This window comes from Nocardioides abyssi (assembly GCF_030412915.1).
GTDB lineage: Bacteria > Actinomycetota > Actinomycetes > Propionibacteriales > Nocardioidaceae > Nocardioides > Nocardioides abyssi.
Genome location: NZ_JAUHJR010000005.1, coordinates 147,197 through 170,133 on the forward strand (window position 1 = coordinate 147,197; position 22,937 = coordinate 170,133).

A 22,937-nucleotide genomic window follows, 5' to 3' on the forward strand; every position below is an offset into this window, starting at 1 on the left:
CGCAGCGCCGCGGACCCCTAGCCTGTCCGCCATGTTCTCCAAGGTGCTGGTGGCCAACCGCGGCGAGATCGCGGTCCGGGCGTTCCGGGCGGCGTACGAGGTCGGCGCGAGGACGGTGGCGGTCTTCCCCTACGAGGACCGCTGGTCCGAGCACCGGCTCAAGGCCGACGAGGCCTACGAGATCGGCGAGCGCGGCCACCCGGTCCGCGCCTACCTCGACCCCGAGGCGATCGTGGCGACGGCGCTCCGCGCCGGCGCGGACGCGGTCTACCCCGGCTACGGGTTCCTGTCGGAGAACCCCGCCCTCGCCGAGGCGTGCGCCGAGGCCGGCATCACCTTCGTCGGGCCCTCGTCGGAGGTCCTGGAGCTGACCGGCAACAAGGCCCGCGCCATCGCGGCGGCGAAGGCGGCCGGCGTGCCGACGCTGGCCAGCGTCGAGCCCTCCACCGACGTCGACGCCCTGGTGGCCTCGGCCGCGGACATGCCCTACCCGCTCTTCGTCAAGGCGGTCGCCGGCGGCGGCGGCCGCGGCATGCGCAAGGTCGACGAGGCGGGACCGGACGCCCAGCACCTGCGCGAGGCCGTCGAGACCTGCATGCGCGAGGCCGAGGCGGCCTTCGGCGACCCGACGGTCTTCATCGAGCAGGCCGTCGTCGACCCCCGCCACATCGAGGTGCAGGTCCTCGCCGACGGCGAGGGCAACGTCATCCACCTCTTCGAGCGCGACTGCTCGGTGCAGCGGCGACACCAGAAGGTCGTGGAGATCGCGCCGGCGCCCAACCTCGACCCGGAACTGCGCGACCGGATGTGCGCGGACGCGGTGCGCTTCGCCCGCGAGATCGGCTACCGCAACGCAGGCACGGTCGAGTTCCTGCTCGACCCGGCCGGCAACTACGTCTTCATCGAGATGAACCCGCGCATCCAGGTCGAGCACACCGTGACCGAGGAGGTCACTGACGTCGACCTGGTGCAGTCCCAGCTGCGGATCGCCTCCGGCGAGACGCTGGCCGACCTCGGCCTGAGCCAGGACGGCATCGTGCTGCGCGGGGCCGCGCTGCAGTGCCGGATCACCACCGAGGACCCCGCCAACGGGTTCCGTCCCGACACGGGCGTCATCACGACGTACCGCTCCCCCGGCGGCGGCGGCATCCGCCTCGACGGCGGCACGGTCTACACCGGCGCCGAGGTCTCCGCGCACTTCGACTCGATGCTCGCCAAGCTCACCTGCCGCGGGCGGACCTTCGACAAGGCCGTGGAGAAGGCGCGCCGCGCGGTCGCGGAGTTCCGCATCCGCGGCGTCTCGACGAACATCCCCTTCCTCCAGGCCGTGCTCGACGACCCGGACTTCGCCTCCGGCAACGTCACGACGTCGTTCATCGAGACCCACCCGCAGCTGCTGCGCGCCCGCGGCAGCGGCGACCGCGGCAGCAAGCTGCTCGGTTACCTCGCCGACGTCACGGTCAACCAGCCGCACGGCGAGGCGAAGGTCTCCGTCGACCCGGCCACCAAGCTGCCCGGCACCAACCTCGAGGTCCCTGCGCCCGACGGCACCCGCCAGCTGCTGCTGCAGGTCGGGCCCGAGGAGTTCGCGCGCCGGCTGCGCGAGCAGGACCGGGTCGCGGTGACCGACACGACCTTCCGCGACGCCCACCAGTCGCTGCTCGCCACCCGCGTGCGCACCCGCGACCTGCTCACGGTCGCCCCCCACGTGGCCCGCACGACGCCCGAGCTGTGGTCGCTGGAGGCGTGGGGCGGCGCGACGTACGACGTGGCGCTGCGCTTCCTCGGTGAGGACCCGTGGGAGCGGCTGGCCCAGCTGCGCCAGGCCGTGCCGAACATCTGCCTGCAGATGCTGCTGCGCGGGCGCAACACGGTCGGCTACACGCCGTACCCCACCGCCGTCACCGACGCCTTCGTCGAGGAGGCGGCCGCGACCGGCATCGACGTCTTCCGCATCTTCGACGCGCTCAACGACGTCGAGCAGATGCGCCCGGCGATCGAGGCGGTCCGCGCGACCGGGACCACCGTCGCCGAGGTGGCGCTGTGCTACACCGGCGACCTCTCCGACCCCGACGAGCAGCTCTACACGCTCGACTACTACCTGCGGCTCGCCGAGCGCATCGTCGACGCCGGCGCGCACGTGCTGGCGATCAAGGACATGGCCGGCCTGCTGCGGGCGCCAGCCGCGCGGACGCTGGTGACCGCCCTGCGCGAGCGGTTCGACCTGCCGGTGCACCTGCACACCCACGACACGACCGGCGGCCAGCTCGCGACGCTCGTCGCGGCGATCGAGGCCGGGGTCGACGCCGTCGACGCCGCGACCTCCTCGATGGCCGGCACCACCTCCCAGCCCCCGCTCTCCGCGCTCGTGGCCGCGACCGACCACTCCCCGCGCGAGACCGGCCTGTCGCTCGCGGCGGTCAACGCGCTCGAGCCCTACTGGGAGGCGACGCGGCGGGTCTACGCGCCGTTCGAGTCCGGACTGGCCGCGCCGACCGGGCGGGTCTACCGCCACGAGATCCCCGGTGGCCAGCTCTCCAACCTGCGCCAGCAGGCGATCGCGCTTGGCCTCGGCGAGAAGTTCGAGCAGGTCGAGGACATGTACGCCGCCGCGAACGACATCCTCGGCAACGTCCCCAAGGTCACCCCGTCGTCGAAGGTGATCGGCGACCTCGCGCTCTCGCTCGTCGGCCTCGGCGCCGACCCGGCGGAGTTCGCGGCCGACCCGCGCCGCTTCGACGTGCCGGACTCGGTCATCGGCTTCCTCAACGGCGAGCTCGGCGACCCGCCGGGCGGCTGGCCCGAGCCGTTCCGGACCAAGGCGCTCGAGGGCCGGTCGTGGCAGGCGCCCGACCAGGACCTCACCGACGACCAGCGCGCGGACCTCGCGGCGTCCGGCCCGCGCCGCCAGCGGGCGCTCAACGAGCTGCTCTTCCCCGGCCCGACCAAGGACTTCAACGAGCAGCGGGCGCGCTACGGCGACCTGTCGGTGGTGCCGACCGTGGAGTACCTCTACGGCCTGCGCACCGGCGTCGAGCACCAGGTCGACCTCGCCGAGGGCATCCGGCTGATCGTGGGCCTGCAGGCGATCGGCGAGCCGGACGAGCGCGGCTTCCGCACGGTCATGGCGACCATCAACGGCCAGCTGCGCCCGGTCTCGGTGCGCGACCGGTCGGTCTCCTCCGACGTCGCCACCGCCGAGAAGGCCGACACCTCCCGGGCCGGCCACGTCGCCGCGCCGTTCGGCGGGGTCGTCACCGTCGTCGTCGCCGAGGGCGACCAGGTCGCCGCGGGTGACACGGTCGCGACGATCGAGGCGATGAAGATGGAGGCCTCGATCACCGCGCCGGTCGCCGGTCGGGTCGAGCGGGTCGCGCTCGGCGGCACCCAGGCCGTCGAGGGTGGCGACCTGGTGCTCGTGCTGGCGGACTGACCGGTGCCGTCGGCGGGTCGGCGGGTGGCCGTGCACGAGGGCCACCCGGCCGTCGCCGGCGTCGTCACCGCGGTCGTCGGCTTCAGCAGCTCCTTCGTCGTCGTCCTCGCCGGTCTCGCCGCCGTCGGCGCGACCTCGGCCCAGGCGGCCTCGGGCCTGGTGGCGCTCTGCGTCGCCCAGGCGCTCGGCATGCTCTGGCTGGGCCTGCGCCACCGCTCGCCCCTGAGCCTGGCCTGGTCGACCCCCGGCGCGGCGCTGCTCGTGTCCACCGGTGCGGTCGAGGGCGGCTGGCCGGCCGCGGTCGGCGCCTTCGTCGTGACGGCGCTGCTCATCGGGCTGACCGGGCTGGTGCCGTGGCTCGGGGACCTCGTCGGGCGGATCCCCGCCTCGCTCGCCCGCGCCATGCTCGCCGGCGTCCTGCTGCCGCTGTGCCTGGCACCGGTCACCGGCCTCGCCGCTTCCCCTGCCCTCGTCGGCCCGGTCGTGCTGACGTGGGTCGTCGGGCTGCTGCTCTTCCCGCGCTGGGCGGTGCCGGCGTCGCTAGTGGTCGCGCTGGTCGTCGTGCTGGTCGAGGCGCGCTCCGACGTCGACGTGGACCGGCTCCTGCCCACGCTGGCCTGGACGACCCCGTCGTGGACGCTGCCCGCCCTGGTCTCCATCGCGCTGCCGCTGTACGTCGTCACGATGGCCTCCCAGAACGTCCCCGGCGTCGCCGTCATGGCCAGCCACGGGTACGCCGTCCCCTGGCGCGAGACCATGACCGTCACCGGCCTCGGGACCCTCCTCGCCGCGCCGCTCGGCGGCCACGCGGTCAACCTCGCCGCGATCACGGCCGCCATGGCCGCCGGCCCGATGGCCGGCGCCGACCGAGCCCGCCGCTGGATCGCCAGCACCTCGGCTGCGGTGACCTACCTGGTGCTGGCGGCCCTCGCCTCGGCGCTGACCGCCGTCGTCGTGGCCGCGCCCGGCGACGTCGTCCAGGCCGCCGCCGGCCTCGCGCTCGTCGGCACCCTCGCCTCCTCGCTCGCCGGTGCCCTCGCCGAGGAGGACGGCCGCGAGGCAGCCGCCGTCTGCTTCCTCGTCGCCGCCTCCGGCGTCACCGTCCTCGGCGTCGGCTCCGCCTTCTGGGCGTTGGTCGCCGGCCTCGCCCTGCGTCCGCTCCTCGCCGCCCGCCGCTGACCCGCTCGGGTGGTTGAGGAGGTTGCGCTGGCAACCGTCTCGAGACCCGCCGGGACTCCGACCGCTCGACGGGCAGGTTTCGAGACAGGCGCTGCGCGCCTTCCTCAACCCCCCGGAGCGACGCTGCGCGCCTTCCTCAACCCCCCGGAGCGACGCTGCGCGCCTTCCTCAACCAGCCGTGGGGGCGAAGGTCGGCGGCGGGAGCGGGTCGCGGAGCGACTCGTAGCCGTGGGCGACCTCGACGAGCGTCGCCTCGCTGCCGGCGGTCCCCCAGAACGACACGGCCACGGGCAGCCCGTCGACGACCTCGGTCGGCACGGTCAGCAGCGGGTAGCCCGCCATCGCCGGCACCCCCGAGCACGACCCGACCAGCTCCTCGGGTCCCGGCAGCCGGATCCGGTGCGCGCGGTCGTAGGACGGCGTGACCAGCACGTCGAGGTCGTGCTCGCGCAGCACCCGGTCGATGCCGCCCTCGCGGGTGGCGGCGACGCAGCGGGCGCGCGCGGCGGCGTACTCCTCGCTGTCGGTGCCGGGCACCTCCAGCGCCTGCTCGAGCAGCCCCTGCCCGAAGTGCTCGAGCTCGACCGCGGCGTGCTCGCGGTTGAAGGCCACGACGTCCTCGAGGGTGCGGGGGCCGTCGCCCGGGCGGCGGGAGAGGTACGCCGCCAGGCCGGTGCGCAGCTCGGCGAGGAGCACGAGCAGCTCGTCCTCCCAGATCGTGTCCGGCAGGTCGGGGAGGTCGGTGCCGTCCACGACGACCGCGCCGGCGGCCGAGAGGGCGGCGACCGCGCGCTCGGCGGCGGCGTCGGCGGCCTCGGAGAAGCCCCAGTAGGGTCCGCGCGGCACGCCCACCCGCTTGCCGGCCAGCCGCCCGTCGACGGCGTGCGCGGCGAGGTCGGCCCCGCCGCCGGCGAGCACCGTCAGCAGCGCGGCGGCGTCGCGGACGGTCGCCGCCATCGGGCCGGGGGTGTCCTGCGAGGCCGAGATCGGCACGACGCCGTCGGTCGGCACCAGGCCGACGGTCGGCTTGAGCCCCACGCAGCCGTTGTACGCCGCGGGGCAGGTGATCGACCCGTCGGTCTCGGTGCCGACGGCGTACGCCGCCAGGCCGGCCGCCACCGCGGCGCCGCTCCCGGAGCTCGACCCGCCCGCGGACCGGTCCAGCGCGTAGGGGTTGCGGGTCAGCCCGCCGTGGGCGCTCCAGCCGGAGGTCGAGGCCAGGTCGCGGATGTTGGCCCACTCCGAGAGGTTGGTCTTGCCGAGCACCACCATGCCGGCCTCGCGCAGCCGGCGCACGAGCGGCGCGTCGGCCGCGGGGTGGGGCTGACCGGCCAGCGCGAGCGAGCCAGCTGTCGTCGGGAGGTCGGCGGTGTCGACGTTGTCCTTGACCAGCACCGCGCGGCCGTGGAGCGGGCCGCGCACCCGCCCGGCCGCGGCCTCGGCGTCGAGCTCACGGGCCCGGTCGAGCGCGCCGGGGTGCAGGGTGCAGATCGAGCCGATCAGCGGGTCGACCGTGGCGATCCGGTCGAGCAGCCGCTCGACCTCGGAGGTGGACGTCTCGGGAGGCACGGGCGGCATCCTCCCCCGAGGCCTGCGCCCGTCCGCCCAGGGGCCCGTCCACTCGGGGCCTGCCCGCTCAGAGGCCCACCCGCTCAGGAGCCGCCGACGCCGAAGGTGAGGTAGGTCGAGCGCAGGGCGAGCGCCGAGCGGAACGCGTCGCCGCTGACCGTCGCGGACCCGCGCGAGCCGACGAGCCGCAGCGTGCGGACGCGGCCGCCCCACTGGCCGTTGCCGTCGCGGGAGACGACGACGATCCGCTGCAGGTCGCCGATGCCGGGCCAGGCGCGCTCGAGGCGGGTGTCGTCGAGCGTGACCGTCCAGCGGTGCACGGGGTTGCCGGCCCAGCCGTCGTACGGGTCCTTCTGGGCGGTGAGGTAGGGCACCGACCCGGCGGAGGTCCAGCCGCCGCTGCTGGACGCGAACTGGGTGAAGGCCGGCTCGCCGCCGGCCGTCAGCACCAGCCCCTCGGTGGCGTCGACGGCGGCGTTGGACGCCGGGTGCTCGGCCGCGACGCCGCCGTAGACCTGGCAGGAGGTGGTGTCACAGAGCTGGTAGGCGCTCGAGCGCGGGTGCGCCCGCTCGTACGCCGCGTAGGTGCGCGCCGCGATCGACTGCGCGCGCACCGCGGCGGGGCTCCAGCTCGCCGGGATCTCGAGCGGCACGACGCCCTTGAGGTAGCTCTCCAGGGTCAGGTCGTTGACGGTCTGCAGGCCGCCGGCCACCCGCGCCGCACGCAGCCGGCCCCGGTAGGGCCTCTCGCCGGCGGGGGTGACCAGCGTGACCGGCTTGCCGCCGGCGTAGAACTCCCCGGCGCCGGCCAGGTCGCGCCACTTGCGCCACTTGTCGGTGCGGAAGGAGACGCGCAGCGCCCCCGTCGGCGCCTCGCGGATCCGCCACTGCTTCGCGCCGTTGTCCGGCAGCCGCACCCGCCCGCCGCCGGCGAGGTCGGCGACGGTCAGGCCCGCGCGGGGCCGCACGACGACGTCGCCGTCGGTGTCGGCGGAGATCGCGACCGTGACGCGGCCCCGGGCCTTCCCCCACGACGTGCCGGGGTAGTAGAACTCCACGATCTGCCGCTCGCCCAGCCCCTGCCGCGCGGCACCCTCGGCGCCGTACTGCGACATCCCGTGCCCGTGTCCGTAGCCGCGGCCGGTGATCCTCACCGTCGCCGTGCGAGGCACCGCCCAGCTGTCGGCGGTCGGCGCAGCGGTGCGCGCGGTGGACCCAGTGGGCTCAGTAGTGGACTCGGGAGCCACGCCGGGACCGGCGGGCGCGCTCGACGGGACCAGCACGGCCGGGACGACGAGGGCGCAGACCGCGAGGGCCCGGGAGACACGCATGCCCCAATCGCACCACCTGTCACACGCTGCCGCAATTGGTCGCGGACAACTACAGACGTGTAGTTCTCCCAGGTCAGACGCGGTGCAGGCGCCGGGCGGCCTCGGCGATCGAGCCGGACATCGACGGGTAGACCGTGAACGCCTGCGCGAGCTGGTCGGCGGTGAGCGACTCGGCCACGGCCACGGAGACCGGGTGGATGAGCTCGCTGGCCCGCGGACCGACGACGACACCACCGACGACGATGCCGGTGCCGGGGCGGCACAGCAGCTTCACGAAGCCGTCGCGGACGCCCTGCATCTTCGCGCGGGGGTTGCCCGACATCGGCAGCGTGACGACCTCGGCCTGCATCTCGCCGGCGTCGACGGCCTGCTGGGACCAGCCGACGGTGGCGATCTCCGGGGAGGTGAAGACGTTGGAGGAGACCTTCTTCAGGTCGAGCGGGTGCACGGTGTCGCCGAGGAAGTGCCACATCGCGATCCGGCCCTGCATCGCGGCGACCGAGGCGAGCATGAGCACGCCGGTGCAGTCGCCGGCGGCGTACACGCCTCGCGCCGAGGTCCGCGAGACGCGGTCGACGTTGACGAAGCCACCGTCCTTGAGGATGACGCCGGCCTCCTCCAGGCCCATGTCGGCGGTGTTGGGCACCGAGCCGAGGGCGAGGATGCAGTGCGAGCCCTGGACGGTGCGGCCGTCGGTGAGGGTCACGGTGACGACGTCGCCGGAGCGGGTGACCGACTCCATCCGCGACTTCGACAGCACGGTCATGCCGCGGCGGCGCAGCACGTCCTCGAGCACGGTGGCGGCATCGGCGTCCTCGCCGGGCAGCACCCGGTCGCGCGAGGAGACCAACGTGACCGGGATGCCGAGGTTGAGGTAGGCGCTCGCGAACTCCGCGCCCGTGACGCCCGACCCGACCACGATCAGCTCGGTCGGCACCTCGGTGAGGTCGTAGACCTGCTCCCAGGTGAGGATCCGCTCGCCGTCGGGCTGGGCGGTCGGCAGCGTGCGCGGCGCGGCGCCGGTCGCGACCAGCACCGCGTCGGCCTCGAGGACCTGCTCGGTCCCGTCGGTCGCGGTCGCCACGACCCGGCCCGGACCGTCGAGCCGCGCACGCGCCTCGACGACCTGGACGCCGTCCTTCTCCAGCCGCCGCGCGATGTCGGTCGACTGGTCGGCCGCGAGCCGCTTCACCCGGGCGTTGACCCGGGCGAGGTCGACGCGGATCGTCTCCGCCGCGTCGCCCTCGGTGTCGGTGAAGATCACGCCGAGCTCGGCCGCACCCGCCAGCTCGTCCATGACCTCGGCAGTCGCGATGAGCGTCTTGCTGGGCACGCAGTCGGTGAGCACCGCCGAGCCGCCGACCCCGTCGGTGTCGACGATGGTCACCTCGGCGCCGAGCTGGGCGGCGACGTGGGCGGCTTCGTACCCGCCGGGGCCGCCCCCGACGATGACGACGCGATCGGTGGTCATGAGAAGTTGATCATGTGGCCGGCGATGCCGTGGACGGCTTCCTTGACGGCCTCGGAGAGCGTCGGGTGGGCGAAGACGTTGCGCGACACCTCGTCGGCGGTGAGGTCCCACTGCTGGGCCAGGGTCAGCACCGGCAGCTGCTCGGTGACGTCCGGGCCGATCATGTGGGCGCCGAGGATCTCGTTGTGCTCGGCGTCGGCGACGACCTTGACGAAGCCGACCGCGTCGCCGAGGCCCTGCGCCTTGCCGTTGGCCGAGAACGGGAAGGTGGCCGTCTTGACGTCGTACCCCTTGTCCTTGGCCTGCTGCTCGCTGTAGCCGAAGGAGCCGATCTGGGGCTGGCAGTACGTCGCCCGCGGGATCATGTCGAAGTCGATCTCCATCGTCTCGACCCCGGCGATCGTCTCCGCGGCGACGATGCCCATCGCCTCGGCGGCGTGGGCCAGCATCATCTTCCCGGTGACGTCGCCGATGGCGTAGACGTGGCCGACGTTGGTGCGGCCGCGGCCGTCGACGGCGATCGCGCCGCGCTCGGTGAGCTCGACGCCGGCAGCCTCGAGGCCGTAGCCCTCGGTGCGCGGCTGGAAGCCGATCGCCTGCAGCACCTTGTCGGCCTCGAGGACCTGCTGCTCGCCGTCCTTGGAGACGGTGACCTTGACCTGGTCGCCGGAGTCGTCGATGCCCTCGACCTTAGTCGAGAGCAGGACCTTCACGCCGAGCTTCTTGTAGTGCTTGAGCAGCTCCTTGGACACGTCGGCGTCCTCGGTGGGCACCATCCGGTCGAGGAACTCCACGATCGTCACGTCGACGCCGAAGTTCTTCATCACGTAGGCGAACTCGACGCCGATCGCGCCGGAGCCGGCGATGATGATCGACCCGGGCAGCTCGTCGGTGAGGATCTGCTCCTCGTAGGTCACGACGCGCTCGGAGAGCTCGGTGCCGGGGATCAGCCGGGTCTTCGCGCCGGCGGCGATGATCAGGTCGTCGCAGGTGTACGACGTGGTCTCGCCGTCCTTGGTCACGTCGAGCGAGGTGGGCCCGGTGAGGGTGCCCCAGCCGTCGACCTCGGTGATCTTGTTCTTCTTCATCAGGAAGTGGACGCCCTTGACGATGCCGGCCGAGACCTGGCGGCTGCGCTTGTGGGTGGGCCCGAACGACATGGTGGCGTCGCCCTCGATGCCGAACTTGTCCTTCTCGTGCGCCAGCACGTGGGCGAGCTCGGCGTTCTTCAGGAGCGCCTTGGAGGGGATGCAGCCCACGTTGAGACAGACACCGCCCCAGTACTTCTCCTCCACCACGGCGACCGACTTGCCGAGCTGGGCGGCGCGGATCGCCGCGACGTAGCCCCCGGGACCGGCGCCGAGGACGAGGACATCGAAGTGGTTCGTCACGACCCTCAGCCTACGTCTGTCGCGCACGTCACCCCGAACCGGTCGCCCCTCGGCCACTACCCTGCCGACGTGACGCTTTACGCCGCCTACGGGACCAACCTCGATCCCGCCCGCATGGGCGAGCGCTGCCCGCACTCGCCGATGCAGACGACGGGGTGGCTCAGCGGGTGGCGGCTGACGTTCGGCGGCGAGGAGCACGGCTGGGACGGCGCGCTCTCCACGATCGTCCAGGACCCCTTCGAGCAGGTCTTCGTCGCGGTCTACGACATCACCCGCGAGGACGAGAAGCACCTCGACGGCTGGGAGGCGGCCGACTCCGGGCTCTACCGCAAGACCAAGGTCCGGGTCTCGACGATGGACGGCGAGGTCGTCGTGTGGACCTACGTGCTCGACGCCTACGAGGGCGGCCTGCCCTCGGCGTCGTACCTCGGGGTGCTCGCCGACGCCGCCGAGGCGGCCGACGCCCCGGCCGACTACGTCGCGGCGCTGCGGCGGCGCCCCTGCCGCTCCACCGGGCTCTGACCGGCTGCGACCGGGCTCTGGCCCGGCTCTAACCGGGCCCTGAGCCGCACGGGCGACCGCCGACGGAAATCCGGTCCCCAGCCCGTCCTGACCTAGAGTTCGGCCGTGACCGACGCGCAGCCCACGACCGCCAGCACCGAGCCGTACGCCGACCCCCGGGCCGATCCCTACGGCCTCGCGGAGGAGGCGGCCGCCGCCCTCGCCGAGCTCACCGGCGTCGAGCGGCACGACCTCGCCCTCGTCCTCGGCTCGGGCTGGCTGCCCGCGGTCGACGCCCTCGGCGGCGCGACCGCCGAGATCGCCACGACCGACCTGCCCGGCTTCAGCGCCGCCGCGGTCGCCGGCCACTCCGGGAAGATCCGCTCGCTGAAGGTGGGCGACAAGAACGTCCTGGCGTTCCTCTCCCGCACCCACTACTACGAGGGCCGCGGCGTCGCCGCCGTCGTGCACGGCGTGCGCACCGCGGCGGCCGCCGGCTGCTCGACCGTCGTGCTCACCAACGGCTGCGGCGGCCTGAAGGAGACCTGGACCCCGGGCACCCCGGTCCTCATCTCCGACCACATCAACCTCACCGGCCGCTCCCCCATCGTCGGCGCGAACTTCGTCGACCTCACCGACCTCTACTCCAGCCGCCTGCGCGCGATGTGCCGCGAGGTCGACCCGACGCTCGACGAGGGCGTCTACGTGCAGTTCCCCGGCCCCCACTACGAGACCCCGGCCGAGATCGGCATGGCGCGGGCCATCGGCGGCCACCTGGTCGGCATGAGCACGACCCTGGAGGCGATCGCCGCCCGCGAGGCCGGCATGGAGGTGCTCGGCATCAGCCTGGTCACCAACCTCGCCGCCGGCATCACCGGCGAGCCGCTCAACCACGAGGAGGTCCTCGAGGCCGGCCGCGCAGCCGCGACCCGGATGGGCGACCTGCTCGGCTCGATCGTGCCGAGGATCTGACTCCCTGATGGAGTCCCCCGCCCCCGCCACCCGGCAGCTGCTCGTCGACGCCGCCCTGCGGGCGTTCGCCGAGCACGGGGTGCACAACGCCTCGCTGCTGGAGATCACGCGGCAGGCGGGGCAGCGCAACCGCGGGGCGGTGCACTACCACTTCGGCAGCCGCGAGGGCCTGGTCGCGGCCGTCCTCGAGGTGCACGCCGACGACATCGGCCGGCGGGAGGTCGAGCTGCTCCAGGCCGCCCGTGAGCGGCCCGACGACGACATCGCCTCGGTGGTCGAGGCGATCGTCCGGCCGGTCACCGAGGTCTCCGAGCTGGGCTGGCGCGGGCGGTGCTCGGTGGTGGTGCTCGGCGAGCTGGTCCAGCAGGACATCACCCCGCTCGGCCCCGAGGTCCAGGCCGCGATGGCCCGCACCGGCGGCTACGAGCTCTTCTCGCTGCTGCGCGACCGGCTCCGCCCGATGGCGATGGACCTGGAGCTGGAGAACGAGCGGCTCGCGCTGGTCACCGGCTGCATCCTGCGCGCCGTCGCCGACCGCGCCCGGGCCGCCGAGCTCCCGCCGACCGGTCGCGACCCGCTGCCGGCGGAGCGGTTCGTCCGCAACCTGGTCTCGATGGCCACCGCGATGCTCACCGCGCCGCTGCCGGCCGACGGGTAGCCCTCGGGACCCCGTGCCCCGGCGGGGGCCGGCACGCGAGAGACTCGTGCCCGTGCTCGACGCCGGCCCGACCTCCGCCCTGTCGACCGCCATGCGTGAGGGCTCCCGGGCCGAGCACGAGGACGCCGAGGGGTCGACCTTCATGTCCGAGCTGCTCGAGGGGCGCATCTCCGAGGAGGGGTACGCCACCTACCTCCGCCGCCTGCGCAGCGTGTACGCCGCCATGGAGACCGCCGTGCGCGCCCGCACCGACGACCCACTGGTCGCCGCCGTGCACGACCCGGCCCTCGAGCGGCTCGCCGCCATCGACGCCGACCTCGACCACTGGGCGCCCGGGGCACCCCACGACCTCGCGCCCGGCGAGTCGCCGGCTGCGGCGGCGTACGTCTCCCGCCTCGAGGGCGCGACCTGGGGCGGCGACCTGGTGGCCCACCACTACACGCGCTACCTCGGCGACCTCTCCGGCGGGCAGGCCATCGGCCGGGTGCTGGACCGGGCCTTCGACCTCGACGGGGCCGGCACGGCGTTCTACGCGTTCCCGGCGATCCCCAAGCCCAAGCCCTACAAGGACGCCTACCGCGCCCGCCTCGACGGGCTCGGTCTCGACGCCGCCAGGGTGGCCCGCGTGGTCGGGGAGGTGAAGGTAGCGTTCCGGCTGAACCAGGCCCTCTTCACCGAGCTCGGAGAACGCATCGATGCTTACCGCCGCGTGGTCCCGCAGGACTGACCTCCGCACCGACGGCGCGGGCCACCGCGCATGAAGGTCCTCGTCACCGGCGCCGCCGGCAGCATCGGCCGGGTCGTGTGCCTGGGCCTGGCCGACCGCGGTCACGACGTCGTCGGCCTGGACCGGCTGCCGCAGCCCTCGGGCGAGGACGGTCCCTGGTACACCCTCGACTGCGCCGACCCCGACGCCGTCGACGCGGTCTTCGTCGAGCAGTCGCTCGACGCGGTCGTCCACCTGGCCGGCCACCCCGGCGAGGCGAACCTGCCGGAGTCGCTGACCTCCCACGTCGTCACGACCGGTGCGCTGCTCGACGCGATGGTCGCCCACGACGTGCGGCGGATGGTCTACGCCTCCTCCAACCACGCCGTCGGCCGCACCCCGCGCCGCGACCTGGTCGGCGTCGACGCCCGCCCCCGCCCCGACACGTTCTACGGCGTGTCCAAGGTGGCGGCCGAGGCGCTGCTGAGCCTCTACGTCGACCGCTACGGCATCGACGCCGTCGCCTGCCGCATCGGGTCCTTCCTGCCCGAGCCCGAGACCGTCCGCAACCTGTCGACCTGGCTCTCCCACGACGACTGCGTCCGGATGGTCGAGGCCTCGCTCACCGCCGCCGCCCCCGGCTTCGCGGTGCTGTACGGCATCTCCGCCAACACCCGCGCCTGGTGGGACCTGGAGCCCGGCCGCGCACTGGGCTACGAGCCGCAGGACGACGCCGAGGCCTGGGCCGACCGCATCCAGCCCTCCCCCGAGGACGACTGGGACGCCGCCCACGTCGGCGGCCCCTACGCCACCGCCACCTTCGAGCGCCCCGCCCTCGACCGCTCCTGACCCAGCCGCCCCGGCTGGTTGAGGAAGGCGCGCAGCGACCGCCCCGGCTGGTTGAGGAAGGCGCGCAGCGCCCGCCCCGGCTGGTTGAGGAAGGCGCGCAGCGCCCGCCCCGGCTGGTTGAGGAAGGCGCGCAGCGCCTGTCTCGAAACCCGCCGACGCACCGAGCACGGACCCGGCTTGGACGGCAGGCGTTCGATGGGGTCATGACCACACCCGTGACGCAGCAGCGCACCCTCGGCACCGCCTCCTCCCTCACGGTCTCGGCCCTCGGGCTGGGCTGCATGGGGATGTCGGAGTTCTACGGCACCGCCGACGAGGCGACCGCGACCGAGACCATCCACCGCGCCCTCGACCTCGGCGTGACGTTCCTCGACACCGCCGACATGTACGGCCCGTTCACCAACGAGCAGCTGGTCGGCGCGGCCATCAAGGACCGCCGCGACGAGGTGCAGCTCGCGACGAAGTTCGGCAACGAGCGACGACCCGACGGCACCCGCGTGGGCGTCAACGGCCGGCCCGAGTACGTCCGGTCCGCCTGCGACGCCTCGCTCTCCCGCCTCGGCGTCGACCACATCGACCTCTACTACCAGCACCGCGTCGACAAGACGGTCCCGATCGAGGAGACCGTGGGCGCGATGGCCGAGCTGGTGCAGGCCGGCAAGGTGCGCCACCTCGGCCTGTCCGAGGCGTCCGCAGCGACGATCCGCCGGGCGCACGCGGTGCACCCGATCACGGCGCTGCAGACCGAGTACTCCCTGTTCACCCGCGACCTCGAGGACGAGATCCTCCCGACGATCCGCGAGCTCGGCATCGGCCTGGTGCCCTACTCCCCGCTCGGCCGCGGCATCCTCACCGGCGCCATCACCGACGAGTCGTCGCTGGCCGAGGACGACTCGCGCCGCTCGGCGTACTTCCCCCGCCTCAACGGCGAGGGCCTGCGCGCCAACCTGCAGCTGGTCGCCCGCATCCGCGAGATCGCCGAGGAGCTCGGCTGCACGCCCGGCCAGCTCGCGCTCGCGTGGGTGCTCGCGCAGGGCGACGACGTGGCGCCGATCCCCGGCACCAAGCGGGTGCGCTACCTGGAGGAGAACGTCGGCGCCCTGGACGTAGCGGTCGACGCCGACGTGCTGCGCCGGCTCGACGAGGCCGTCCCGCGCGACGCGGTCGTCGGCGACCGGTACGGCGACATGTCCAGCATCGACGCCTGACGCACCCGATCGCTGGTCGAGCAGCGAGCCCTGGCGAGCCTCGACGAGACCCCGTGAGCGACCCACGGCCCCCCAGGCTCTGCGTCCCTCACGGGGTCTCGTCACCGTCGGGCCTGGCGGCCCTCCTGCTCGACCGGCGGCAGGCGGCGGGATCGTAGGGTGGGCCGGTGACGAACACCGACGTTCCCGCCCTGCTCGACGCCGCCCGCGCCTGGATCGCCGAGGACCCCGACCCGCGCACCCGCGAGGAGCTCGAGCAGGTCGTCGCCCGGGTCGAGGCCGGGGACGACGGGGCGACCGCGGACCTGGCCGACCGGTTCGACGGGACGCTGGAGTTCGGCACGGCCGGCCTGCGCGGCGCGATCGGCGCCGGCCCGAACCGGATGAACCGGACCGTCGTCACCCGCGCGGCCGCCGGCCTGGTGGCGTACCTCAAGGACTCCGGCGCCACCGGCCCCGTCGTCATCGGGTACGACGCCCGGCACGACAGCGACGTCTACGCCCGCGACACCGCGGAGGTGGTGACCGGGGCCGGCCTGGTCGCGCACGTGCTGCCCCGGCCGTTGCCGACCCCGCTGCTGGCCTACGCGATCCGCGAGCTCGGCTGCTCGGCCGGCGTGATGGTCACCGCCAGCCACAACCCGCCGGAGGACAACGGCTACAAGGTCTACCTCGGCGACGGCAGCCAGATCGTGCCGCCCGCCGACGAGGAGATCGCGGCCCGGATCGCGGCCGTCGGCGCGCTCGCCGACGTGCCCCGGGGCACCGTCGGGGCGGTGCTCGACGAGGGCATCGTCGACCGCTACCTCGACACCGTCGCCGGCCTCGCGCCCGACGGCGCCCGCGACCTCGACATCGTCTACACCCCGCTCCACGGCGTCGGCGGCACGGCCGTCGCGCAGGTGCTGGAGTCGGCCGGCTTCTCCGAGCCGCGCGTCGTCGCCGAGCAGGAGCAGCCCGACCCCGACTTCCCGACCGTCGCGTTCCCCAACCCCGAGGAGCCCGGCGCGATGGACCTCGCGATGGCGCTGGCCGCGCAGCACGGCGCGGACCTCGTCGTCGCCAACGACCCCGACGCCGACCGCTGCGCCGCCGCCGTCCCCGGCCCCCACGGCTGGCGGATGCTGCGCGGTGACGAGGTCGGCGCGCTGCTCGCCCACGCGCTGCTGACCGCCGGCAAGCAGGGCACCTACGCCACCTCGATCGTCTCCTCCTCGCTGCTGGGCAAGATGGCCGCGGCGCACGGCCAGCCGTACGCCGAGACGCTGACCGGCTTCAAGTGGATCGGTCGGGTCGAGGGGCTCGCCTTCGGCTACGAGGAGGCGCTCGGCTACTGCGTCGACCCCGAGCACGTGAAGGACAAGGACGGCGTCTCCGCGCTGCTCCTCCTCTGCGAGCTCGCCGCCCGCGCGAAGGCCGAGGGCCGCGGTCTCACCGACCTGCTCGACGACATCGCGCTCGAGCACGGCCTGCACGCGACCGACCAGCTCTCGGTGCGGGTCACCGACCTCGGCGAGATCGCCGCCGCCATGGAGCGGCTCCGCTCGACCCCGCCGACCGAGCTGGGTGGGCTCGCCGTCGAGCGGGTCGACGACCTCGCCACCGGCTCAGCCGACCTGCCGCCGACCGAGGGGCTGCGCTACTCCCTCGCAGGCGGCGCGCGCGTCGTCGTACGTCCGAGCGGGACGGAGCCCAAGCTGAAGTGCTACCTCGAGGTCGTCGTCCCCGTCGACCCGGAGGACGGCGTCGACGCCGCCCGCATCCACGCCGTCGGCCGGCTCGACGCCCTCCGGTCCGGCATCAAGGCCGCCGCCGGCATCTGACCCGCCCGCCGGCCGGCCCTCCCGACCGGTCGAGGAGGTCGCGCTGGCAGCCGTCTCGAGACCCGCCGGCAAGCAGGCCGGCCTCAGACGACGAGCGTCACCACGAGCGCGACGACCCCGGCGGTGAGCAGGGCGATCTCGAGCCAAGCCGGGGTGCGTCGTACGTCGGCGGCGAGCGCCGCGACCTCGGGCGAGCCGCGCCGGAGGCCGCGCCGCTTGCGCTCCTCGTCGACCAGCTGGGTGATCCGGTTCTCGACGACGTCGGCGTACGGCGGGGTCTTCGGGGTCGCGAGCACGTCGCCGCGGCGCGGGTCGCGCGTCGGGGGCCGCGTCGAGGCGAGCGTCGTGCGCAGGCTGTGGCCGATGGCGGGCGAGACGTAGCGCCTGTCCCCCACCCGCACGGCCAGCACCTGCCGCACGGCCAGCTGGTCGATCGCCGCGAGCGGGATCGAGACGTCCTCGACCATGTTGTGCAGCACCAGGCGGTCGTCGGCGACCCGCACGCGCGGCTTGAGCAGCGCGGCCCACGCGAGCACCCCGACGAGGAACGCACCGGCGACGATCGGTGCGGGGAAGTCGTCGACGATGCCGAGGACGAGGGTGCCGACCGCTGCGACGAGCGCGAGGGCGCCGGCCGCCCGGCCGTTGGTGGGGTGGAACCGCTCGGTGACCTCGCCGGGTCCTGCCTCGACCACCGGTCGCTCCTCCTCGATCCGCTCCGCCCGCCGTCCCGGCAGGCCCTCCCCCGAGCCTATGCTGAGGCGGTGAACGAACCCTCCGTCGCCCAGGTCGCCCAGGCCATCGACCACACCCTGCTGAAGCCGGAGGCCACCCACGCCGACGTCGAGGCACTGGTGGCCGAGGCCGTCGAGCTCGGCACGTACTCGGTGTGCGTGTCGCCCTCGATGCTGCCCGTCGCCGTCCCCGCGGGCAGCGACCTCAAGGTCGCCGTCGTGTGCGGCTTCCCCAGCGGCAAGCACACCTCCGCGGTCAAGGCCGCCGAGGCCGCCGAGTCGGTCGCGCTCGGTGCCGACGAGATCGACATGGTCATCGACGTCGGCGCGGCCAAGGAGGGCCGGTTCGACGCCATCGAGGCCGACATCGCCGCCGTCCGCGCCGCAGCTCCCGCGCCGACCGTGCTCAAAGTGATCATCGAGTCCGCCGCGCTGACCGACGACGAGATCGTCGGGGCGTGCCGTGCGGCCGCCGCCGCGGGCGCCGACTTCGTCAAGACCTCCACCGGCTTCCACCCCTCCGGCGGTGCCGCCGAGGCGGCCGTCCGGCTGATGGCCGAGACCGTCCCCGACCTCCAGGTCAAGGCCTCCGGCGGCGTCCGGACGCTCGAGCAGGCCCGCACGATGATGGCCGCCGGCGCCACCCGCCTCGGCGTCTCCGGCAGCCGTGCCCTGCTCTCCTCCGCCGATCAGCCCGCCTCCGGCTCCGGCTACTGAGCGGCTGCTGACCGGCTGCTGACCGGCTGCTTGCGGGCGGCTGGCCGCTACTGACCGGGCCGGACGGGGTACCGGCCCGGCATGAGCGACGACAAGCGCACCAGCGTCCCCCTCGCCGAGCTGGCCGGCGGCAAGGTCCGCCTCGTCGGGCAGTGGGTGGTGGGGCTGCGCCGGACGACCGACACCACGGACCCGACCGAGCGCACGGGCGAGCCGTTCGCGGTCTCGCGCCGGTGCCGCCACCAGCTGGCCGACCTGAGCAAGGGTCACGTCGACGAGGACGGCTGCCTGGTCTGCCCGTGGCACCAGAGCAAGTACGACGTCCGCACCGGCGCCATGGTCGAGGGGCCGCGGGGCTTCCTCGGCTACCACGGCCCGGCGCGTGGCTACCGGCAGTTCGTGGCGGCGTACTCCAAGGTGCTCACGCTGCGGCGTGGCCGCGCCCGCGTCGTCGGGGACCGCGTCGAGGTCGACTGAGGACTCCGGCCCGGCGCACGGCAGGATGACCCGGTGCGCGCTCGGGTGATCGTCCTCGCCGGCCCCTCCGGGTCGGGCAAGTCCCGGCTCGCCGAACGGATCGGGCTCCCGGTGCTGCGGCTCGACGACTTCTACAAGTCCGGCGGAGACCCGACGCTCCCGCGCATCGAGCACGGCGCCAACGCCGGCCTGGTCGACTGGGACCACCCGGACTCCTGGCTGCCCGACGACGCCCTCGCCACGATGCGCACGCTGTGCGAGGAGGGCCGCGCGGACGTGCCGGTCTACGACATCGCGCAGGACGGCCGCTGCGGGTGGCAGACGCTCGACCTCCACGGGTCACGGTTCTTCGTGGCCGAGGGGATCTTCGCCCCCGACGTGGTCCGGCCGGCGCGCGAGGCCGGGCTGCTCGCCGCGGCGTACTGCATCCGCCGCTCCCACCTCCGCACCTTCTGGCTCCGCCTCCAGCGCGACCTGCGCGAGCACCGCAAGCCGCCGCTGGTGCTGGTCCGCCGCGGCGTCGCCCTGATGCGCGCCCAGCGCGAGGTCGTCGCCGACGCGGTCGCGAAGGGCTGCGTCCCGATGACCCCCGACGAGGCATGCGCCGACGTCGCCCGGCTCGCCGCCACCCCGTGACCCGGCCGTGACCCCGCCGTGGGGCGCCGCGATGCGCCAGCCCGACCGGCTCTCCTGCGGGGCCTCGGTGCTGGTCGCGGCCCACATGCTCGCCGACGAGGAGTACGCCGCCACCGCTCGCCGCTCCTTCGTGGCCGAGGTGCTCGCGCTGCACCGGCGGGTGACCGGCCCGCGCTCCCGGGACGGCCGCGCCCAGCTGCCGTGGCCGCGGGCGATCGGCACCCCGCCGTGGGCCGTCGCGCGCGAGCTGACGCTGGTCACCGGCGTGCGCCACCGCGTCCGACGTGCGCGCTGGTCCACGCTGCGCGACGCCCCCGCCCCGGCCGCGCTCTACGTCGGCAACCGGCTGCTGCCGCGCCACGTGGTGCTCGTGCTCGAGGCCGACGAGCGCCGGATGCGCCTCTACGACCCCTCGCACGGTGGCCTGGTGACCGTCACCCGCGACGCCTTCGAGGCCGGCCGGCTCCGCGTGGCCGGTTGGGACCGACCCTGGTTCGTCGTCGCCCCGGCCGGCCGCTGACGTCATCCGGACCGAGCGAGCGGGTGCTCCGTCCGCATGACGTCCCGGTCCTGGACCGGCCCCGCGGCGAGAGCCTGCTCGATCTGGCCGTAGAACGTGTCCGGCTCGAGCCGCAGCCCCAGCATCGGGACGCGCAGGACCCGCTCGCCGGTCAGGACGAGGTCGTTCTGCCTGACGGCGTCGCCCACGACGTGCTCGGCCCAGGCGTGCTGGATGCCGTCGACCTCGACGACCAGGCGGTGACCGGGCCAGTGCAGGTCGAGGACGTACCGGCCGTGGCGTCCCCGCCGGACGACCTGCCGGGCCGGCGCCGGCAGGCCGCGGCGCACCAGCTCCCGCACGATCGCTGCCTCGTCCAGCGTCCGCGCCCCCTCGAGCAGCTCGTGCACCACCTGCTGGACCAGCACGCGGCGGCGGTCCCGTCGCACCCGCAGCGCCTCGCTGCCCACCTCCTCCGCGGTCGCGAGGCCCTGCTGCACCGTCAGGGTCAGGAGGTAGGCCGCCTGCCGGTCGGTCCGCGCCCAGAGTGCCGCGCGGACCGCAGCCGTGGCCGGCCGCGCGCGGGGCACCCCGGTCGGCACGACGTCCCCGGCGTCCCAGCGCCGCGTCTGCCGGATGTCGTAGCGGCGGTCCCGCCGCACCCGTGCCCCGCGCGGCACCGACACCCGGACCCGGTCGACCTCGTACCGCTGCAGGCCGCCCGCCACCAAGGCCGATGCGCCGTCGAGGTACGCGCGCGGCCCACCCTGGAAGACCGCCGCCCAGTGGTGGCCGACGTCGCTGATCGCTGCGTTGTGCAGGCACACCGACTGGTCGCCGACCCGTTGCCACCGCCGCGCCCGCACCTGCCCGCGCACCTGCCACCGGGTGAGGCCGACCGCGTAGAGCTGGCGCCGCGACACCACCCCGCCCTGGGCGGTCGCGAGACGACGGGCGGCGACGAGGGCGGGGAGGTCGTGGTGCGGCTGCGCAGGCATGTGTCCACGCTCGCCGCCGCCGGCGTCCGTGACGGCTGCTCGACGACCCGGCTGTGGACGACCGCGCCGGTCCGGCACCCTGTGCACCGCTCGCGGCCCACGGGCAGGGCACCGCGGACGTCATCCGGAGGGTGGAAGCGGGTGCTCCGTCCGTATGACGTCCGCAGTCAGCCGGCCAGGATCAGCCGGCGAGCGCGGCGTACCCCGGCTTGATGACCGAGGAGATGATCTCGAGGCGCTGGTCGAAGGGCAGGAAGGCCGACTTCATCGCGTTGATGGTGAACCACTCGAGGTCGCGCACGCCGTAGCCGAACGCCTCGACCAGCGACCACATCTCCTCGGTCATCGAGGTGCCGCTCATCAGCCGGTTGTCGGTGTTGACGGTGACGCGGAACTTCAGGTCCTTCAGCAGGCCGATGGGGTGCTCGGCGATCGAGGAGGCCGCGCCGGTCTGGAGGTTGGACTTCGGGCACATCTCGAGCGGGATCCGCTTGTCACGGACGTACGCCGCCAGGCGACCGAGCTCGACGCGGCCGTCCTCGTCGACGGTGATGTCGTCGATGATCCGCACCCCGTGGCCGAGCCGGTCGGCGCCGCACCACTGGATGGCCTGCCAGATCGAGGGCGTGCCGAAGGCCTCGCCGGCGTGGATGGTGAAGTGGGAGTTCTCGCGCTGGAGGTACTCGAACGCGTCGAGGTGCCGGGTGGGCGGGTAGCCCGCCTCCGCACCCGCGATGTCGAAGCCGGCGACGCCGCGGTCGCGCCAGGCGACGGCGAGCTCGGCGATCTCCATCGAGCGGGCCTGGTGCCGCATGGCGGTCAACAGCTGGCGCACGACGATCCGGTCACCGGCGCCCGCGCAGCCCTCGTCGAAGCCGCGCTGCACCGCCGCGACCACCTCGTCGAGGCCGAGCCCGCCCTGGACGTGCTGCTCGGGGGCGTAGCGGACCTCGGCGTACACGACACCGTCCTCGACCAGGTCCTCGACGCACTCGCGGGCGACGCGGGTCAGCGCGTCGGCGGTCTGCATGACGCCGACGGTGTGGTCGAAGGTCTCGAGGTAGCGCTCCAGCGAGCCCGAGTCGGCCGACTCGGTGAACCAGCGGCCGAGCTCCTCGGCACCCCCGGCGACCGGGAGCCGGTGGCCGTTGCCGGCCGCGAGCTCGACGATCGTCTGCGGGCGCAGGCCGCCGTCGAGGTGGTCGTGCAGGAGGACCTTCGGTGCCTGGCGCACCTGCTCCTTCGTCAGCGGGGCGGAAGCACTATCTTGCATGCCGACATCCAAGCACCCCGCTGCTCGACCACGACATCGCTGCAAGGAGCACCCATGCGCACGTTCTCCACCTTCGAGGAGGTCGCTGCGGCGGCCGGCACCGACATCGGCTCGACCGACTGGGTGGAGATCGACCAGGCCCGGGTGGACCTGTTCGCCGAGGCCACCGGCGACCACCAGTGGATCCACGTCGACGTCGAGCGTTCGAAGACCGGCCCCTTCGGCGGGACCATCGCCCACGGCTACCTGACCCTGTCGCTGGTGCCGTGGCTCGGCAGCCAGGTCTTCACCCTCGACACCCCCGGCGCGAAGCTGAACTACGGCGTCAACAAGGTCCGCTTCCCCAACCCGCTCCTGGTCGGCAAGCGCGTCCGCGGCCACGTCGCCTTCGGCGAGGTCACCGACATCCCCGCCGGCAAGCAGGCCGTCATCAAGTACACCGTCGAGATCGAGGGCGAGACCAAGCCCGCCTGCGTCGCCGAGACCGTCGTCCTGCTCCTCGCCGACTGAGC

21 protein-coding genes are annotated in these 22,937 nt (G+C 74.1%); 14 read left to right on the top strand and 7 right to left on the bottom strand.

Going from position 1 to position 22,937, the window contains the following annotated elements; genetic code table 11:
- Window positions 1-31: 31 nt before the first annotated feature.
- Together QWY29_RS13280 and QWY29_RS13285 are read left to right on the top strand one after the other, a co-directional pair.
- Window positions 32-3,433: a pyruvate carboxylase gene (locus QWY29_RS13280; protein WP_300961500.1), complete on the top strand. Its 3,402-nt coding sequence runs from the start codon at window positions 32-34 to the stop codon at window positions 3,431-3,433.
- A 24-nt stretch (window positions 3,434-3,457) separates the two neighbouring features.
- On the top strand, window positions 3,458-4,612 hold the full coding sequence (locus QWY29_RS13285; protein ID WP_300961501.1) for a benzoate/H(+) symporter BenE family transporter: 1,155 nt from the start codon (window positions 3,458-3,460) through the stop codon (window positions 4,610-4,612).
- A 168-nt stretch (window positions 4,613-4,780) separates the two neighbouring features.
- Here QWY29_RS13285 and QWY29_RS13290 read toward each other — a convergent pair whose 3' ends face one another.
- The 4 genes from QWY29_RS13290 to lpdA form a co-directional block, all read right to left on the bottom strand.
- Entirely contained in the window at window positions 4,781-6,181 is a 1,401-nt protein-coding gene (locus tag QWY29_RS13290; protein WP_300961502.1) for an amidase family protein, read from the bottom strand.
- A gap of 83 nt (window positions 6,182-6,264) precedes the next feature.
- Complete coding sequence (locus QWY29_RS13295; RefSeq protein ID WP_300961503.1) at window positions 6,265-7,512, bottom strand: SpoIID/LytB domain-containing protein; 1,248 nt, start codon at window positions 7,510-7,512, stop codon at window positions 6,265-6,267.
- A gap of 73 nt (window positions 7,513-7,585) precedes the next feature.
- The gene (locus QWY29_RS13300) at window positions 7,586-8,983 is read right to left on the bottom strand and encodes an NAD(P)H-quinone dehydrogenase (protein ID WP_300961504.1); all 1,398 of its coding nucleotides are present in this window, start codon (window positions 8,981-8,983) and stop codon (window positions 7,586-7,588) included.
- A complete protein-coding gene (gene lpdA / locus QWY29_RS13305; protein ID WP_300961505.1) occupies window positions 8,980-10,374 on the bottom strand; it encodes a dihydrolipoyl dehydrogenase in 1,395 nt (464 codons plus the stop codon). Before lpdA ends, QWY29_RS13300 begins: the two co-directional genes overlap by 4 nt.
- A 69-nt stretch (window positions 10,375-10,443) precedes the next feature.
- Between lpdA and QWY29_RS13310 the strand changes: the two genes are divergently transcribed.
- From QWY29_RS13310 to QWY29_RS13340, 7 genes are all read left to right on the top strand, one after another.
- Window positions 10,444-10,896, top strand: a complete 453-nt coding sequence (locus QWY29_RS13310) for a gamma-glutamylcyclotransferase (RefSeq protein WP_300961506.1) — start codon at window positions 10,444-10,446, stop codon at window positions 10,894-10,896.
- Window positions 10,897-11,001: 105 nt separating this feature from the next.
- Window positions 11,002-11,847 (top strand): purine-nucleoside phosphorylase, encoded by an 846-nt coding sequence (locus QWY29_RS13315; RefSeq protein WP_300961507.1) that lies wholly within the window; start codon window positions 11,002-11,004, stop codon window positions 11,845-11,847.
- Between the two features lie 7 nt (window positions 11,848-11,854).
- Window positions 11,855-12,505 (top strand): TetR/AcrR family transcriptional regulator, encoded by a 651-nt coding sequence (locus tag QWY29_RS13320; RefSeq protein WP_300961508.1) that lies wholly within the window; start codon window positions 11,855-11,857, stop codon window positions 12,503-12,505.
- Between the two features lie 52 nt (window positions 12,506-12,557).
- Window positions 12,558-13,232, top strand: a complete 675-nt coding sequence (locus QWY29_RS13325) for a biliverdin-producing heme oxygenase (protein ID WP_300961509.1) — start codon at window positions 12,558-12,560, stop codon at window positions 13,230-13,232.
- 30 nt (window positions 13,233-13,262) lie between these two features.
- Window positions 13,263-14,060 carry an NAD-dependent epimerase/dehydratase family protein gene (locus QWY29_RS13330; RefSeq protein ID WP_300961510.1) on the top strand — a complete coding sequence of 266 codons (798 nt, stop codon included), beginning with the start codon at window positions 13,263-13,265 and terminating at the stop codon, window positions 14,058-14,060.
- 203 nt (window positions 14,061-14,263) lie between these two features.
- Complete coding sequence (locus tag QWY29_RS13335) at window positions 14,264-15,268, top strand: aldo/keto reductase (protein WP_300961511.1); 1,005 nt, start codon at window positions 14,264-14,266, stop codon at window positions 15,266-15,268.
- 167 nt (window positions 15,269-15,435) lie between these two features.
- Window positions 15,436-17,091, top strand: coding sequence for a phospho-sugar mutase (locus tag QWY29_RS13340; protein WP_300961512.1), 1,656 nt, complete (start codon window positions 15,436-15,438; stop codon window positions 17,089-17,091).
- 83 nt (window positions 17,092-17,174) lie between these two features.
- On the opposite strand, the gene QWY29_RS13345 is transcribed toward QWY29_RS13340, so the two are convergent.
- On the bottom strand, window positions 17,175-17,786 hold the full coding sequence (locus QWY29_RS13345) for a hypothetical protein (protein WP_300961513.1): 612 nt from the start codon (window positions 17,784-17,786) through the stop codon (window positions 17,175-17,177).
- A gap of 69 nt (window positions 17,787-17,855) precedes the next feature.
- Here QWY29_RS13345 and deoC point away from each other — a divergent pair, with 69 nt between their 5' ends.
- The 4 genes from deoC to QWY29_RS13365 all read left to right on the top strand — a co-directional run bounded on the left by deoC (window position 17,856) and on the right by QWY29_RS13365 (window position 20,175).
- Window positions 17,856-18,542: a deoxyribose-phosphate aldolase gene (gene deoC, locus QWY29_RS13350; protein ID WP_300961514.1), complete on the top strand. Its 687-nt coding sequence runs from the start codon at window positions 17,856-17,858 to the stop codon at window positions 18,540-18,542.
- Between the two features lie 81 nt (window positions 18,543-18,623).
- Window positions 18,624-19,019: a Rieske (2Fe-2S) protein gene (locus tag QWY29_RS13355; protein WP_300961515.1), complete on the top strand. Its 396-nt coding sequence runs from the start codon at window positions 18,624-18,626 to the stop codon at window positions 19,017-19,019.
- 33 nt (window positions 19,020-19,052) lie between these two features.
- Window positions 19,053-19,655, top strand: a complete 603-nt coding sequence (locus QWY29_RS13360) for an ATP-binding protein (protein ID WP_300961516.1) — start codon at window positions 19,053-19,055, stop codon at window positions 19,653-19,655.
- A gap of 7 nt (window positions 19,656-19,662) precedes the next feature.
- The gene (locus tag QWY29_RS13365) at window positions 19,663-20,175 is read left to right on the top strand and encodes a cysteine peptidase family C39 domain-containing protein (protein ID WP_300961517.1); all 513 of its coding nucleotides are present in this window, start codon (window positions 19,663-19,665) and stop codon (window positions 20,173-20,175) included.
- Between the two features lie 2 nt (window positions 20,176-20,177).
- Here the strand turns inward: QWY29_RS13365 and QWY29_RS13370 are convergent, their stop codons facing one another.
- A complete protein-coding gene (locus QWY29_RS13370) occupies window positions 20,178-21,152 on the bottom strand; it encodes a DUF559 domain-containing protein (protein WP_300961518.1) in 975 nt (324 codons plus the stop codon).
- A gap of 181 nt (window positions 21,153-21,333) precedes the next feature.
- Window positions 21,334-22,425, bottom strand: coding sequence for an adenosine deaminase (locus QWY29_RS13375; RefSeq protein ID WP_300961519.1), 1,092 nt, complete (start codon window positions 22,423-22,425; stop codon window positions 21,334-21,336).
- 54 nt (window positions 22,426-22,479) lie between these two features.
- Between QWY29_RS13375 and QWY29_RS13380 the strand changes: the two genes are divergently transcribed.
- The gene (locus QWY29_RS13380; RefSeq protein WP_300961520.1) at window positions 22,480-22,935 is read left to right on the top strand and encodes a MaoC family dehydratase; all 456 of its coding nucleotides are present in this window, start codon (window positions 22,480-22,482) and stop codon (window positions 22,933-22,935) included.
- Window positions 22,936-22,937: the final 2 nt, after the last annotated feature.